The organism is Pandoraea sp. SD6-2, assembly GCF_000389825.1.
Taxonomy (GTDB): Bacteria; Pseudomonadota; Gammaproteobacteria; order Burkholderiales; family Burkholderiaceae; genus Pandoraea; species Pandoraea communis.
Genome location: NZ_KB944424.1, coordinates 143,301 through 159,417, shown reverse-complemented (window position 1 = coordinate 159,417; position 16,117 = coordinate 143,301). Strand labels below are relative to the sequence as shown.

General features: G+C 64.0%; 12 protein-coding genes. 8 read left to right on the top strand and 4 right to left on the bottom strand.

Features of this window, described 5'->3' with window-relative positions; genetic code table 11:
* Positions 1–349: 349 nt before the first annotated feature.
* The 3 genes from C266_RS03380 to C266_RS03370 are packed head-to-tail and all read left to right on the top strand — an operon-like array spanning position 350 to position 4,143.
* Positions 350–1,009 carry a response regulator transcription factor gene (locus C266_RS03380; RefSeq protein WP_010807889.1) on the top strand — a complete coding sequence of 220 codons (660 nt, stop codon included), beginning with the start codon at positions 350–352 and terminating at the stop codon, positions 1,007–1,009.
* The gene (locus tag C266_RS03375) at positions 1,006–2,367 is read left to right on the top strand and encodes a HAMP domain-containing sensor histidine kinase (RefSeq protein ID WP_010807888.1); all 1,362 of its coding nucleotides are present in this window, start codon (positions 1,006–1,008) and stop codon (positions 2,365–2,367) included. Before C266_RS03380 ends, C266_RS03375 begins: the two co-directional genes overlap by 4 nt.
* A gap of 60 nt (positions 2,368–2,427) precedes the next feature.
* Positions 2,428–4,143: a glycosyltransferase family 39 protein gene (locus C266_RS03370; RefSeq protein WP_010807887.1), complete on the top strand. Its 1,716-nt coding sequence runs from the start codon at positions 2,428–2,430 to the stop codon at positions 4,141–4,143.
* An 83-nt stretch (positions 4,144–4,226) separates the two neighbouring features.
* Here the strand turns inward: C266_RS03370 and C266_RS03365 are convergent, their stop codons facing one another.
* Together C266_RS03365 and C266_RS03360 are read right to left on the bottom strand one after the other, a co-directional pair.
* Positions 4,227–5,057 (bottom strand): family 1 encapsulin nanocompartment shell protein, encoded by an 831-nt coding sequence (locus tag C266_RS03365; RefSeq protein WP_010807886.1) that lies wholly within the window; start codon positions 5,055–5,057, stop codon positions 4,227–4,229.
* Positions 5,054–6,172, bottom strand: coding sequence for a Dyp-type peroxidase (locus C266_RS03360; RefSeq protein ID WP_010807885.1), 1,119 nt, complete (start codon positions 6,170–6,172; stop codon positions 5,054–5,056). The genes C266_RS03365 and C266_RS03360 overlap by 4 nt, the downstream gene beginning before the upstream one ends.
* Before the next feature lie 347 nt (positions 6,173–6,519).
* On the opposite strand from C266_RS03360, the gene C266_RS03355 reads away from it, so the two are divergent.
* The 5 genes from C266_RS03355 to C266_RS03335 are packed head-to-tail and all read left to right on the top strand — an operon-like array spanning position 6,520 to position 14,711.
* The gene (locus C266_RS03355) at positions 6,520–9,771 is read left to right on the top strand and encodes an efflux RND transporter permease subunit (protein WP_010807884.1); all 3,252 of its coding nucleotides are present in this window, start codon (positions 6,520–6,522) and stop codon (positions 9,769–9,771) included.
* 57 nt (positions 9,772–9,828) lie between these two features.
* Complete coding sequence (locus C266_RS03350; RefSeq protein ID WP_010807883.1) at positions 9,829–11,076, top strand: efflux RND transporter periplasmic adaptor subunit; 1,248 nt, start codon at positions 9,829–9,831, stop codon at positions 11,074–11,076.
* Positions 11,073–12,542, top strand: coding sequence for an efflux transporter outer membrane subunit (locus tag C266_RS03345; RefSeq protein ID WP_010807882.1), 1,470 nt, complete (start codon positions 11,073–11,075; stop codon positions 12,540–12,542). The genes C266_RS03350 and C266_RS03345 overlap by 4 nt, the downstream gene beginning before the upstream one ends.
* A 9-nt stretch (positions 12,543–12,551) precedes the next feature.
* Positions 12,552–13,226, top strand: coding sequence for a heavy metal response regulator transcription factor (locus C266_RS03340; protein WP_010807881.1), 675 nt, complete (start codon positions 12,552–12,554; stop codon positions 13,224–13,226).
* A gap of 21 nt (positions 13,227–13,247) precedes the next feature.
* The gene (locus tag C266_RS03335) at positions 13,248–14,711 is read left to right on the top strand and encodes a heavy metal sensor histidine kinase (protein WP_010807880.1); all 1,464 of its coding nucleotides are present in this window, start codon (positions 13,248–13,250) and stop codon (positions 14,709–14,711) included.
* On the opposite strand, the gene C266_RS03330 is transcribed toward C266_RS03335, so the two are convergent.
* The gene (locus C266_RS03330) at positions 14,699–15,271 is read right to left on the bottom strand and encodes a hypothetical protein (RefSeq protein ID WP_144265693.1); all 573 of its coding nucleotides are present in this window, start codon (positions 15,269–15,271) and stop codon (positions 14,699–14,701) included. The genes C266_RS03335 and C266_RS03330 overlap by 13 nt on opposite strands.
* Positions 15,272–15,400: 129 nt before the next feature.
* The gene (locus tag C266_RS03325) at positions 15,401–16,012 is read right to left on the bottom strand and encodes a copper-binding protein (RefSeq protein WP_144265692.1); all 612 of its coding nucleotides are present in this window, start codon (positions 16,010–16,012) and stop codon (positions 15,401–15,403) included.
* Positions 16,013–16,117: the final 105 nt, after the last annotated feature.

Genomic DNA, 16,117 nt, shown 5'->3' with positions numbered 1-16,117 from the left:
GCCGGCAGGTCCGCCGCCAAGTCATCGTGAAAGTGGATGGGCCGGCAATTGCCGGCCCGTTTGCGTTGCGTCGCCTCATTTGGCTTCACATCCCACGCTCAGGCGCCGCCACTGGTGTCAGCCGACGCCCAAATGGCATCAGGCACCTATTTTTCGCGCCACATGAAAAAACTTTGCTAAGTCGTTGATTCACAGCGGCTTTCCATGGCATAGTCGCGCGGGCACACATCGTCGCAAGCTAAGTTTCTCCTAAGTTTCGCGCGCTATCGTGCGCCCGTGCCATCCTCTGTGACTGGCAGGGTATTGGGCGGGCGCCTTTGCGGCCACGCCGGAGAACGTTTGGAAAACCATGCGGATATTGCTCGTAGAAGACGACACCATGATTGGCGAGGCCATGATGCAGGCGCTCAAGGACGCCTCGTATGCAGCCGACTGGTGCCGTGACGGCGACGCCGCACTAGCGGCACTCGCCGCTCACGCCTACGACCTCATGCTGCTCGACCTCGGCCTGCCGGGAAGAGACGGCTGGGAGGTGCTGCGTGCCCACCGCGGTGCTGGCGGGCGCACACCGATCATCGTCGTGACGGCCCGCGATGGGGCCGAAGACATTATTCAGGGTCTCGATCTCGGGGCCGACGACTTCGTCGTCAAGCCTTTTGAAGTCGGTGAACTACTTGCACGCATGCGCGCGGTGATCCGCAGACAGGCGGGCGTGGCGGTACCGGTGCTGACCAATGGCGCGCTCTCGCTCGATCCCGCCACCCATCAGGCGACCTACGGTGAGAACAGTTGCGTGCTCTCGGCGCGCGAATACGCCCTGCTGCATGCGCTGATGCTGCGCCCCGGCACGATCCTCTCGCGCGATGCGCTGGAACATCGTCTGTACGGCTGGGGCGAAGAGATCGAGAGCAATATGATCGACTTCCTGATCCACTCGATTCGCAAGAAGCTCGGCGCGGACGTCATCCGCAATATCCGTGGCGCAGGCTGGCTGGTGCCGAAGGCATGATGCGCTCGCTTCAGTCCCGGCTGGTGGTTACGCTCTCGGCCTGCGCGCTGGGATTGGCCATCGTCGCGGGCTTCGTTTCCTACTGGGCGGCCTTTCGCGAGGCCTACCGCTTTCAGGACGACCAACTGCTGCAACTCGCGGCACTCGTGGATACACGCAATCTGGCCGCCGCCGACAGCGCCATGCACGGCCTGCCGATTCAGGATCACGACTACCGCCTCACGGTTCAGCGCCTGGGCGGCACCTTTCCGGTCACGCTGGCGGACGGCTTTCACACGCTCAGCACAGGCGAGCACACATGGCGCGCGTTCGTGCGCACCATTGCCCCGGAACTTCGCATCGTCGTCGCCCAGCCGACGGAAGGCCGCAACGAGATCGCCCGTAACAGCGGGCTGCGCACCGCACTGCCCTTCGTCGGCTTCGTACCGCTGTTGATCGGCGCCATCGTCGTGACAGTGCGTCGGGCATGGCGGCCGGTGCAGCGGCTTGCCGACGAGATCGACACCCGGCGCGATACCGATTTGCATGCCCTCGATACCCAAGGAGCGCCCACGGAAATCGAACCGTTCATCATATCGATCAACCGTTTGCTGGCCAGACTGGCCAAGGCGCTCGACGAGCAGCGCCGGTTCGTCGCCGACGCGGCCCATGAATTGCGCTCGCCCGTGACAGCATTGGTGATTCAATCCGAGAACCTCGATCGGGCGCTCGCCCCGGCAGACCTGGATACCGAAACACGGAATCGCTTCACCAAGCTCAAGAGCGGCTTGCAACGCACGCGCACGCTGATCGAACAGTTGCTGACCCTCGCCAGAGCGCAGAGCGCGCCGACAGTGGCGGCAACGCCGCTCACGCTGCTGCCCGCCGTGCATGAAGCCCTAGAAGATGTGTTCGTACTGGCCGATCGCAAACAGATCGTGCTCGATCTGGTCGATGCGTCCTCGAGCGTCCCCGGTCGCTCCGGCTTGCGCGTGACGGGATCGAAACGCGATATCGTCACGCTGTTGAGTAATATTGTCGGCAACGCCGTGCGTTATACGCCTGCGGGCGGCACCGTGTCAGTACGCGTGTCGGCCACTGGCGCCGACGTGGCTATCGATGTGATCGACTCGGGCCCAGGGATCGACGCCGACAAGCGCGAGCGAGTGTTCGACGCGTTTTACCGGGCGAGCGAGCAACGCGAATCCCGAGAACATGGCGGCGAAGGCACCGGACTGGGTCTGGCCATCGTCCGGGCGATCGTCGACCGCCTCGGCGGCCAGGTCACCCTGAAGGATGCTAGCCTGACACCGCCACGCGGCCTTCACGTCCGCGTCACGCTGCCCAACCCCGATGCCAGACCTGACACCAGCGCCTGACCGTCCTTCGCCAGATTCATCACTCTTACCCTATTCATCAAGACCGGAAGCCTCGCATTCATGTCCACACGCCCTCAACGTGACGCCGAGTTGGAACCCTGGCCGATCTCTCCCGCCGCCCTGCTGTGGCTGCTTGCCGTGTTCGCCCTGGTTTGGTTTGGCGTATTGAACCTGCGCCATCTGATCCCGAGCGACGAAGGCCGCTACGCCGAGATGGCGCGCGAAATGCTGGCCACAGGCGACTGGGTCACGCCGCGCTACAACGGCTATTTGTACTTCGAGAAACCCCCGCTTCAGACGTGGATGAACGCGCTGACGTTCATGATCTTCGGTCTCGGCGACTGGCAGGCACGCCTGTGGACAGCGCTGACCGGTTTCGGCGGCGTGCTGCTCGTCGGGTACACCGGGCGGCGCGTGTTCGGCGCGCGCGCGGGCTTCTTCGCCGCGTTGACGCTGGCAAGCGCCCCGCTGTGGAGCCTGCTCGGTCATTTCAACGTGCTCGACATGGGCCTGTCGTTCATGATGACGCTCGTGCTGTGCTCGCTGCTGCTCGCACAACGTCCTGGCCTGACCGACACGCAAACCCGCAACTGGATGTGGCTGTGCTGGGCAGCGATGGGCCTGTCGATTCTGAGCAAAGGGCTGATCGGCGTGGTGTTGCCCGGTGCCGTGCTCGTGATCTACACGCTGATTTCGCGCGACTGGGCATTGTGGAAGCGCCTGCACATCGCGAGCGGGCTGATCGTGCTGCTCGCCGTGACGGTGCCGTGGTTCGCTGCCGTGATGGCACGTAACCCGTCGTTCTTCGATTTCTTTTTCATCAACGAACACTTCAACCGCTTCCTGAAACCGGATCATCATCGCCCCGGCGCACTCTGGTATTTCGTGCCGGTGCTGATTGTCGGTTTCCTGCCGTGGCTGTCGATGATCCCGCGCGCCTTTTCTGCCGTGCGTGCCGTCCCCCGTCAGGCCAACGGCTTCCGGCCGGTGCTGATGACCACGGTCTGGGCCGTCTTCATCTTCTGCTTCTTCTCCCTGTCGCACTCGAAGCTCATTTCGTACGTGCTGCCGATCGTGCCTGCCATCGCGCTGCTCATCGGGCTGGGCATTGCGAGCCTCTCGCGCGAGTCGCTGCGCAAGCATCTCATCGTGTCCGCCGTATTGTTCGTCGCGACGATCGTTACCTGCCTGGTCTTCCTGTCGCATCACTCGGATAGCCGTAATCCGGTGGAAGCCTACCGCGCGTTCTCGTACTACCTGTACGCGGCGAGCTTCGTCGGGCTGATCGGCATCGGTATCACCCGCTGGCTGAGCCAGCGCAGCACGAAACAGGCGCTCATCGCGTTTGCAGGCACGTGGCTGGCCTTCACGATGATCGGCGGCACGGGACACGAAGCCTTCGGACGCGCGAGTTCAGGGATCGATCTGGTGCCGGCGGTACGCGCGGAAATGGATCGTCTCGGACCGGACACGCCGTTCTACTCGGTCGGCACGCTCGATCACACGATGCCCTACTACCTGCGTCAGCCCATGACGATGGTGGCGGTGCAGGACGAACTGGAGTTCGGCATCTCGCAAGCGCCCGATAGCTGGATCCCGACGCTCGATAAGTTCGCCGACGTCTGGGTTGCCGCCCCCAAGGCGCTTGCGCTGGTCGATCCGGAAAAGTTCACGGTGCTCGAAACGCTCGGCCTGCCGATGAAGGTCATCGCCCGCGACGACCGTCGCGTCATCATCGAGAAGCCGACGGCCGGACCGTCTCCCGCCGCCAACTGACGCGGCAGCATCCATGAAAAAACGGCTGGTGGCAATGTCTTGCCCTCAGCCGTTTTTCTTTTCCCGTCAGGGACTTGTACGACTTACTTCGACTTCTTCTTGCCGTCTGCCGGCTTGGCCGGACCGACCGAAACACCCGCTTCGGCGGTCAGCATCAGGAAGGTGAAGGTCTCTTCGAGGTACAGACGAACCGTAGTCGCCGTGTGGTCGAGGTAGCCGATCGAGACGTCCTGACCGATATGCATCTCGTAGTCGCCGCCGCGAGTGGAGAGGATGCAGCCACCGTCGATGGCAGGCGCCCAGATGATCTCGCCGCTCACAATGTGCCCGATGTGCTCGAGAATCGGATAGCCCTGGTCGTTCGCCTCGGTCACCGCCGTGTAGGCGTCGGCGCCCAGCAGCACGCTGTACGGACCGTCGACCCCCTCAAGGCGCAATTGCTCCAGTGCCTTGGCAATGACGGTCGGGTAATCGGCGATGTTGGCAGGCAGCGGTAACACCGGATTCGAGGTGCCTTCGCGCACGCCCGTGATGTGCGCCGCCTTGTAGCCATCGAAAATCGCGCGATCTTCTGCATAGGCCAGCTTGATGGCGGCATCCTTGGCGGGTTGCCAGTCGGAGTCGTTGGCGCCGCGTTCGACATCGTCGATCGCCTCACGCGACAGCTCGAACGGCACACGCAGCGCTACGAGCGGCATCACTTCACGCTGACGAGCCCCCACGCCGTCGAACGGCGCGTCGATCGCCTTCTGATGACCGGTGCCAACACCGGCGAGCGCCAGACCACCCGGTCCCTTGACGTCGACCACACGACGGCCGGCAACCGTACGCTTGAACGTGCGGGCCACCTCTTCTTCGATTTGCGCCCACGCGGCGCTCGAAATGGGGGCCAGTTCGCGATGCAGGTTATTCATGCCTGAGAAACTCCTTTAAGCGATCCGATTTGCAGCGAGCCCTCTGCGGGGGCAGCACTGGGTGAGGTGAGAGACGATACCGTGGCATCGACAACCGGCGTGGCCGCCGACGTCGCATCGATCAGGGTCTTGATCGCCGCCGCCCCGGCGGCGGCCACCGGCGCCTCGCGCTCGGCGAGCGCTTCGAGCAGCGGTGCCGACGGCACGAAGAACAGTCCGCCGGTCACGGCGCGGCTGTAGTCGAGCAGACGATCGTAGTTACCGGGCGGACGCCCCACAAACATGTTCTCGAGCATCTGCTCGATCGGTGCCGGGGAGCGGGCATAGCCGATGAAGTAGGTGCCGAACTCGGCCGAACCGGGGCGGCCGAACGGCATGTTGTCACGCAGAATCTTGATTTCCTTGCCGTCTTCCTCGAGCGTGGTCAGCGCGCTGTGCGACCAACTGGGCTTCACGCCCTCGTCGAGTTCGACGTCGGAGAGCTTGGTGCGACCGATGATGCGCTCCTGCGCCTCGACCGGCAACGCGTTCCAGCCCGTCATGTCATGCAGATACTTCTGCACGAGCACGTAGCTGCCGCCTGCAAATTCGGGGTCTTCGTCGCCCATCACGGTGAACTCGAGCGCCTCGTCGCCCTCCGGGTTCTCGGTGCCGTCGACGAAGCCGACCATGCTGCGCATGTCGAAATAGCGGAAGCCATGGACCTCGTCGACGACGCTTACGGCGTCGCCCAGCTTACCCAGCATGAGCGTCGCGAGATCGAAGCACAGATCCATCTGCTCGGCGCGGATGTGCAACAGCAGATCGCCGGGCGTGGCCGGGGCATGTCGCTTGCCCGAGCCGAACTCACGGAACGGATGCAGTTCAGCCGGACGCGGGCCGCCGAACAGGCGATCCCATGCGTTGTCGCTGAAGCCGACTACACACGACAAATTGCCGGACGGCACACGCTTGCCGACCGAGCGGACATAGGCGGCAGCATCGGCGCACCAGTCGCGCACGCGCGCGTGCGCGGCTTCGTCATCCCGCACGGTAGCCACGAGAAAAATAGCGCTTCGGGTAACGGTGCCCGAGACGGGCTGAGGTTCTGGGGGAGACGTCGGACGTTCGGTCATTGCTTTCCTGCGTGGGGCTGAGGTTCTCGACGTCGCTGACCTCAACCTCGGCGGGAACGGCAGGCCATAGGCTATCGGGCGGCGACTTTTGGTGTGTCAACTTTATAACGCAACACGCCGTAATATGCCACTCCCGTCGCCGAACGGGCGAGCAAAGCCTTATACGGTGCGGCTTTGCGGCGAATTTCACCGATTATGGCAATTCCGCCATTTTGGCGTCATTTTGGCGTTGGGCGTGCGCCCCTACCATGGCGGCGTTCCTTCCGATACCAGTACCGCACGGTGGTGCGCGTGCCGGACGGCCTCCTCTCCGTACGCCTGCGATTGCGCCCGAGCGCGTCTGAATCATGTGGATTGTCAACGTTGCGCTCAAGCGGCCATACACGTTCATCGTGATGGCCATTCTGATCCTGCTCGCCACGCCGCTCGCGCTCATGCGCACGCCGGTCGACGTGCTGCCGGAAATCAATATCCCGGTGATCAGCGTCATCTGGACTTACAACGGTCTGTCCGCACAGGACATTGCCGACCGGATGATCTCCGGTAACGAACGCGGGCTGACGACGACCGTCAACAACATCGAGCACATCGAGTCGCAATCGTTGCCGGGCATCGGCATCATCAAGATTTTCCTGCAGCCCACGGCCAACATCCAGACCGCCATCGCTCAGGTCGTTGCGGTCGAACAGGCGCAGGTCAAGCAGATGCCGCCGGGGGCGACGCCGCCGCTCGTCATCAGCTACTCGGCCTCGTCGATCCCGGTGATGCAGCTCGGTCTGTCGAGCCCGAGTCTGTCGGAGCCGGCGCTCAACGACACGGCGCTCAACTTCCTGCGCCCGCAACTGGTCACGATCCCCGGTGCTGCCGTGCCCTATCCGTATGGCGGCAAGACGCGACTGATTTCGGTGGATATCGATACGCGCGCCCTGCTCGCCAAGGGATTGACGGCGCAGGACGTCGTCGCCGCCGTCAACGCCCAGAACCTGATCTTGCCGACCGGTACGGCGAAGATCGGCCCGCGCGAGTACACAGTCGACATGAATGGTTCTCCCCCGACGGTCGAGGGGCTGAACAGCATCCCGGTGCGCACTGTCGGCGGCGCCACCACCTATTTGCGTGAAGTCGCACACGTGCGCACGGGCTTCTCGCCGCAGACCAACATCGTGCGTCAGAACGGCCAGCGCGGCGTGCTGATGTCGATCATGAAGACGGGCGACGCCTCCACGCTGTCTGTGGTCGACTCGCTCAAAGCGATACTGCCCGAGGCACGTGCCGCGCTACCGCCGGATCTGCATATCTCGGCGCTGTTCGATCAGTCGGTCTTCGTGAAGGCCGCCGTGCAAGGCGTGATTCACGAGGCGTTGATCGCTGCTGCGCTCACGGCGGCCATGATTTTGCTGTTCCTCGGCAATTGGCGCAGCACCTGCATCATCGCCATCTCGATTCCGCTCTCGATCCTCTCGTCGCTGCTCGCGCTGCACGCGTTGGGCCAGACGATCAACATCATGACGCTCGGCGGGCTAGCGCTCGCGGTGGGTATTCTGGTCGACGACGCGACCGTAACCATCGAGAACATCGAGCGCCATCTGCACATGGGAACCCCGTTGCACGAGGCGATTCTCGACGGCGCAGGCGAAATCGCCGTCCCCGCACTCGTCTCGACGCTGTGTATCTGTATCGTGTTCGTGCCAATGTTCTTCCTGACGGGCGTGGCGCGTTACCTGTTCGTACCGCTCGCCGAGGCGGTCGTGTTCGCGATGCTGGCGTCGTACATCCTCTCGCGCACGCTGGTGCCCACGCTCGCCATGCTGCTCATGGGCCATGCCCATCAGGCCGACCCGAATGCGAAGCCCGGTGCGTTGCGCCGCATCTACCTGCGCTTCGACGCCGGCTTCGAGCGCATGCGCGCCGCCTACATCGTCGTGCTCTCGATGTTGCTCGTACGCCGGCGCGTCTTCGCCACCGGCTTCCTGGCCTTCTGCGTACTGTCGATGGGGCTGGTGTTCGCCCTGGGCGCAGACTTCTTCCCGACAGTGGACGCGGGCGACATCCGCATGCACATGCGCGCGCCCACCGGAACGCGCATCGAGGAAACGGCGCGTCTGGCCGATGAAGTCGAGAAGGTCGTGCGCGAGGCGGTGCCCGCCAACGAACTCGAGACGATACTCGACAACCTCGGCCTGCCTTACAGCGGCATCAACCTGTCGTACAGCAATGCCGGCACCATCGGCACGCTCGACGGCGAGATTCAAATCGCCCTGAGCCCGGATCATCATCCCAGCGCGAGTTACGTCGACAAACTGCGCGCCGTGCTGCCGCAGCGCTTCCCCGGCGTGGAGTTCTTCTTCCAGCCCGCTGACATCGTCACGCAGATTCTCAACTTTGGCCTGCCTGCCGCTATCGACATCCAGATCAGCGGCAACCAGCAACTGGCGAACTTCGATGTCGCCACGAAGCTGCTCAAACAGGTGCGGCAAGTGCCAGGCACTGTCGACACGCATATCCAGCAACGGGTGAACGCCCCAACGCTGCACCTGAACATGGATCGCACGCGTTTGCAGCAATTGAATCTGAACGCCAACGCGGTCGCCCAGAACGTGCTGATTTCGCTCTCGGGCAGTTCGCAAACGTCGCCGGGCTTCTGGTTCAACAACCAGAACGGCGTGGAGTACAGCCTGTCGGTGCAATCGCCGCAGTACCGCATCAGTTCCATCGACGACCTGCTGCGCCTGCCGGTGGCAGGCACCGCCAACAACGGTCAACCGCAACTGCTTGCCAACTTCGTGAAGGTCGAGCCGAAGCAACAGTTCGCCGTGGTCAGTCACTACAACATCCGCCCGGTGATCGACATCTTCGTGAGCGTGGAAGGCCGGGATCTGGCCAGCGTGGCAGGCGACATCGACAAGCTCGTCGCGCAAGCCCGCAAGGATTTGCCGCGTGGCAGCCAGATCACCGTGCGCGGTCAGGTCAGCACGATGCAAAGCTCCTACCTCGGGCTGGGCGTCGGCGTGGCGATGGCCATCGTGCTGGTCTATCTGCTGATCGTCGTGAACTTCCAGTCGTGGGTCGACCCGCTCATCATTGTGAGCGCCCTGCCCGCCGCACTCGCGGGCATCGTCTGGATGCTCTTCCTCTCCGGTACACGGCTCTCGGTGCCTGCGCTCACGGGGGCCATCATGACGATGGGCGTAGCGACGGCCAACAGCATTCTTGTGGTGGCGTTTGCACGGCAACGTATGGAAGCCGGCATGGCGCCGCTCAAGGCCGCGCTCGAAGCGGGCGCGAGCCGGATTCGTCCGGTGTTGATGACCGCGCTCGCGATGATTATCGGCATGGTGCCAATGGCACTCGGATTGGGCGAAGGCGCCGAGCAGAACGCGCCGCTGGGCCGCGCGGTGATCGGCGGGCTGCTGTTCGCCACGGTCTCGACGCTGTTCTTCGTGCCACTGGTTTTCGCCGGCATCCACACACGGCTCGCGCAGAGACAGGCACGCAGGGCCGAACAGGATGCCACCCGGCGTGAGCGCCCGGCTGGGCATTCGCCGGCCCCCCCCATTCCGAAGGACAACGACGGCGACGGCGGCAATGGCAACGCATGACACGCCGCGACCGGCTTTCCCCCACACCAGATACCAAGTCTTGACGGGTTGAACGACATGACCGAGAAACATCACGCCGAACTGGCCATTCCCGAGCACGATCCCGCCAACGGCCGGCAGTTGCCGCCGCGCCGCGGCGAATTCCGGCGCGCAAAGCTCATGCTGATCGTGGTGGCCGTACTGCTGGTCGCGGGCGCGGCGCGCACGACCCTTTCCAACGCACTCCAACGCCGCGAAGTCGCCAGCGCAACGGCCGAGAACGCCCTGCAGTATGTGAGTGTCGTCATGCCGCAGGTCACCCAAGCGAGCGAAACCCTGCTGCCCGCCACGTTGCGCGGCGCGGTCGAGTCGCCCATCTACGCGCGGGCGACCGGCTATCTGCTGCATCGCTATGTCGACATCGGTGCCCGCGTGAAGCAAGGTCAGTTACTGGCCGATCTCGATACCCCGGAAATCGATCAGGAACTCGCACAGGCCGTTGCGCAGCGCAACCAGATCAGCGCAAGCCTGGGCCTCGCCAAATCGTCGCTCGAACGCTGGCAGCAACTGCGTCAGCGCGACGCCGTCTCTCAGCAAGAACTCGACGAGCGTCAGAGTACCTACACGCAGGGCATCGCCAATCTGGCGGCGGCCGATGCCAATGTCAAACGACTTCAGCAACTCGAATCGTTCAAGCGGATCGTCGCGCCCTTCGACGGCGTGATCACGCAGCGCAATGTCGACGTCGGCGACCTGATCGATGCGGGCAGCGGGAACAGCCGTGCGCTGTTCTCGCTCGCGCAGACGGACCCGCTGCGCGTATACGTTCAGGTGCCGCAGGCTTACGCACAAGGCGTGAACGTGGGGCAGCCCGTCGTGGTGACACAGGCCGAACTGCCCGGCGAGCACTTCCAGGGCAAGATCACGCACGTATCCGGCGCAATCGACGTGGCAACCCGCTCGCTGCAAATCGAAGCCGCCCTGCCGAATCCAGACGACAAGCTGCGCCCGGGCGCCTACGTGCAACTGGCGCTGCCCAGCGCCGTACAGGCGCATCTGAGCGTGCCGTCCAATGCGCTGCTGTTCCGTGCAGAAGGCCCCCGCGTGGCGGTCGTGGACGATCAGGGCGTCGTTCATCTTCATAAGATCGTCATCGCGCAGGATCTCGGACAGGCGCTGGAACTGGCCGATGGGGTGTCGGCAACCGACCGCGTCATCGTCAACCCGAGCGACTCGATCGACGACGGCGACCATGTGCTGGCCAAGGCTCTCGAGATCAAGGGCGGCGCCAAGGCGGGCGGCAAGCCGCAAGGAGCCCAGTCGTGAACACGTCCGTGCGCAACGCGCGTCTCGGCGCAACGCTGCTCGCCGTCACCGCACTGCTCGGGGCCTGCGCCGTCGGCCCGGACTATCGCCGCCCCGAAGTCTCGACCCCGCCCGACTGGAAGACCGACGGATACTGGCGGCTCGCGCAACCGTCGCACGCGTCATTGCAGCCCGATTGGTGGAAGGGGTTCCAGGCGCCCGCGCTCGACGCGCTTGAAACGCAGGCGCTCGCACAGAACCAGACACTTGCTGCTGCCGTAGCGCATTACGATCAGGCGCAAGCGACGCTGTCCGGCATCTCGGCCCAACGGCTTCCGGAAGTCGATGCGTCGTTCGGTCTGGCCCGTCAGCGCATCTCGGCAAACCGTCCGGTCACGAGCTACTCGTCGTCCAGCATGTCCACCGTGCAGAACAACGTGCAGGCCGGCCTCGGCGTGAGCTACGACACCGACCTGTTCGGCCGCATCCGCCGTCAGGTCGAAGGCGCACGCGCCTCTGCCGAACAGGCCGCCGACGATCTGGCCAACGCTCGCCTGGTGCTCACGACACAACTCGCCACCGCCTATTTCCAGTTGTGCGCCCTCGACGCCGAAATCCGGGTGCTCGATGAATCGGTCACGCTGCAACAGAAGGCACTCGACTACGTGAGCGCACAGCATGATCTCGGCGCCGTTTCGGGTCTGGATGTTCTCCAGCAACAATCGGAACTCGACACCACCCGAGTGCAGGCGCGCCTGCTGCATCAACAACGCGACCAATACGAGCATGCGATTGCCGCGCTCGTCGGGATGCCCGCCCCCGCGTTCTCGGTGCCGGCCGGTGCGTTGCCGGGCACGCTGCCGCCGATTCCGCTCGGCGTGCCGAGCGATATCCTGCAACGCCGTCCGGATGTGGCGTCGGCCGAGCGCGGCATGGCGGCCGCGAATGCACAGATCGGGGTGGCCAAGGCCGCATTCTTCCCCAGTCTGACGCTCAACCCCGGCATTGGCTGGCAAAGCACGGAATTCGCCAACTTGCTGTCTGCGCCGAGTCTGCTGTGGACCGTGGGCACGCTCGCGACGCAAGCGATCTTCGATGGCGGACGGCGTCAAGCCGGCGTCGACTTCGCGAGTGCGGGATACCGTGCCGTGGAAGCAAACTACCGGCAGACGGTGCTCACCGCGTTCCAGCAGGTGCAAGACGGCGTAGCCGGTTTGTCGGTGCTCGACGCGGCCGCGCGCGAATCGCATGCGGCGGTCGTCGACGGCCAGCGGCTCCTGAGTCTGGCCAACGACCGCTATTCGGGGGGACTCACGGCGTACCTGAGTGTCATCACGGCGCAGCAAGGGCTGCTGGCGAGCGAGCGGCAGGACGTTCAGATTCGCGGCCAGCAACTCGTCTTGTCGGTCGCACTGGTGAAGGCGCTGGGCGGCGGCTGGCTACCGCCATCGGACACATCCTCTGACTCGTATAATGCGCAAAGATGAGGTGGCGACATGAAAGTACTGATCGTTGAAGACGAACACAAGGTAGTGGACTATCTGCGCGCCGGGCTGACCGAGCAAGGCTGGGTGGTCGACGTAGCGCTCGACGGCGAGGAAGGCACGCATCTGGCGCTGGAGTTCGACTACGACGTGATCGTGCTCGACGTCATGCTGCCCAAGCGTGACGGTTTCGCCGTGCTCGGCTCGCTGCGCGAGCGCAAGTCGACACCCGTCATCATGCTCACGGCCCGCGATCATGTGAACGACCGCGTGCGCGGCCTGCGCGAGGGCGCAGACGACTATCTGACCAAGCCCTTTTCGTTCATTGAGCTCGTGGAGCGTCTGCACGCCCTCGCCCGCCGCACGCGCGTACAGGAATCGACGCTGATTTCGGTCGGCGGCCTGTACGTCGACCTGATCGGCCGCCGGGCCACGCGCGACGGTCAGCGGCTCGACCTCACCGCCAAGGAATTCCAGTTGCTCTCGGTGCTTGCTCGCCGGCAGGGCGACATCCTGTCCAAGACCGCCATCACCGAGCTGGTCTGGGACGTCAATTTCGACAGCCACACGAACGTTGTAGAGACCGCCATCAAGCGGCTGCGCGCCAAGCTCGACGGGCCGTTCCATACCAAGCTGCTGCACACGGTGCGCGGCATGGGCTATGTGCTTGAGGTGCGCGAGGCCTGAGCGCCGCGCGTGAGCGTCGTCATGACACATTCGATCTCACGCCGCCTCGCCGCCATGTTCGCCGTTGTGGCGCTGTCGGTGTTCGCGCTGGTAGGCGCCGCCCTTTACCTGATGCTGCGCGTGCAACTGGAGCGGCATCTGCGCGAATCGCTCGACGACCGCGCGCAGATCGCCCACATCATCGTCTATCACGGCGGCACACCGGAGAAGTGGCAGATCGCTCGCGAAAAGCTCAGCGACATGACGCCGCGCGACGGCACCACAACCTACGCCGTGACAAGCGACGACCCGAAATACACGTTCGGCACGCCGGTGAGCGGCATGTTCGTCAAACGCCTGTCCAACGGCTACGTGCGGTTAACACCCGACAGCGGCGGCGACGACATGCTGACCACACGCGAAATCCTGCCGCCCTATGGCTCGCGGCCGGCCGTCGCCCTGCAGGTTGCCGCCAGCTATTCGCCGAACGAACGCACGCTGCGCGCCTTCGGCCTGGGCCTCGCGGCGCTCTCCGCCCTCGGCAGTCTTGGCGTGCTGCTGCTTAGCTATTCCGTAACGCGTCTGGGCCTGGCGCCACTCACGCGGCTCACACGAGAAGCCTCCGAAATCAGCCCCGACAACCGATCGCAGCGGCTCGATACGCGCTCGTTGCCTGTCGAACTCGACGATCTGACGCACTCGTTCAATGGCGCGCTGGCCCGGCTCGACAGCGCGTATGAGCGGCTGGAGTCGTTCAATGCCGACGTGGCGCACGAGCTGCGTACACCGGTAACCATCCTGATCGGGCAAACGGAGGTGGCGCTCACGCGCGAGCGACCCGTTGAGGATTTGCGCGCGTTACTGCAATCGAATCTGGAAGAGTTGGGCCGCATGCGCACGATCATCAACGACATGCTGTTCCTCTCGCGCGCCGATCAGGGTGAGCGCGCGACAGGGCTCACGGCCGTATCGCTCTCCAGTGAAGCTGTGCACACGCTGGAGTTTCTGGAGATTCCGCTGGAAGAAGCCCATGCGACGGCCCGTCTGCATGGCAGCGCCGTCGCGCACGTGAACAAGGCGCTGTTCGGGCGCGCGCTGGCCAATCTGGTGATGAACGCCGTCGAGCATTGTGCGTCAGGCGCCAATATCGACGTCCGGATCTCGTCCAAAGCGGATGACGCCCGTCAGGTGAACATCGAAGTCACCAACCCCGGCAGGCCAATTTCGCCCGACGTGCTGCGGCACTTGTTCGATCGCTTCTACCGGGCAGAGCCGTCGCGCACGAACAGCCGCGAGAATCATGGATTGGGGCTGGCCATCGTCAAGGCGATTGCCGAAATGCACGGCGGCACCGTCTGGGCCCGCAGCAAAGATGGACTCAACACATTCGGTTTCTCGGTGTCCACCGGCCGGAAAGCCGGCACACCCCCCTTCGATGCCGAACCGTCTCAGAGCCACGACGGCGCAACGGCACCGTCGTCTTCCTTCGTGCGTCAGACGCCCTGACGCCCTTGAGCCCCGACAACTTGCTGAATGGCTTGGGGCGCGAAAACCGTCAGCGCTTCGCGCGCATACGCCGCCGCGACGGTCATCTGTGCAAGACGTGCACGCAGCTCGAGATTCTCACGCTCGAGATCCTGCACTCGCCGCATGGCGTCTGCAGCATCGGTCACGGCATCGGTGGCCGGATTGTGAGCCCCCGGTATCGTGTGGAACAACGTCAAGGCACTCGCCAGATTCTGTTCAAGCTTCTGTGCCCACGCAGACTGGCCGGCTGACAGCAGTGATCCAAGCGACGGGACGGCCGGCACTTCGTACACCGCCCGGGCACGTACGATGGCTTTCTGCACCGTACTGGCACTAGGGCGACGTATGACACCCGCCTGCGCAATGAAGCGCAGGTATGTCTGCGCGCCATAAATGCGGTGTGTGACTTTCCATGCCTCTACGAAAAATGCATCGAGAAAGGCGGGATTGTCGTGAGGATGAGCCGCGTCGGCATCCCGTGCAGCCGCGAGCAAGGCAGCGTAGGTTGCATCGTCGAACTTCAAGGCGGAACGTGCCATCGCGATCTCCGGTTGCTTGCCGTATCCGGCGGGCGGCGCGTGCCGACGCGCCATGACTGGCGACGTCGGCAACGCTGCGGTCAAGGCGACAGCGGACGCATCGTGCGTCAGACAATCCCCTTGTTCAACTCAGGGCTTCGGTGCCGGCGCAGGAACCGGCGGCACCCACTTACGCTTGGCAGCCGGATCCTGCGTGACGGCGATCGCAACTGCCTCGGTGTAGTTCACCGTGACGGAATCGCCGACCTTCACGCCTTCGAGCAACTTCGGATCGCTGACAGCAATGTCGACGGTGCGCGACGGTCCACGCAGCGTCACGACATTTGAATTGCGGTCGATACGCTGGACGGTAGCGACGACTTTCAGGTTTCGTGCGGCGTCGGCCGCCGGGCGCTGTCCCAGTGCGGCACGATCGGCCGCTTCCGTGACAACCCGGCTGCGAATGCCGTCGCCCGGTGCGACGGAAATGGCCACAGAACGCTCATACGCCACAACTACCTTGTCGCCCTTGCGCATCTGATCGAAGTTGCGCACCTCCGGCCCGACCACTAAAGTCACAGGCTTGCCGTGGTCGTCGGCCACTTGAATAGTGCGGTTCTTGGCGTCGACGCCGAGCAGCGTCGTACCGAATTCGACTATGCCACCCTTCACGATCGGCGCCGGTCGCGCCGCATCCTGCGCATGCGCCACCGTACCAAGCGACAACAGTCCGGCAAGAATCATGGCTTGCGTAAGCTTCATGGTGAATCCCTTTGTTATCGACGAATGCGATTCCTGCATCAGGATCGCAATTAGTTAATTATCCAAAGAAACACGTCGGTCCCGACATGGCTCGGTAAAAACCCG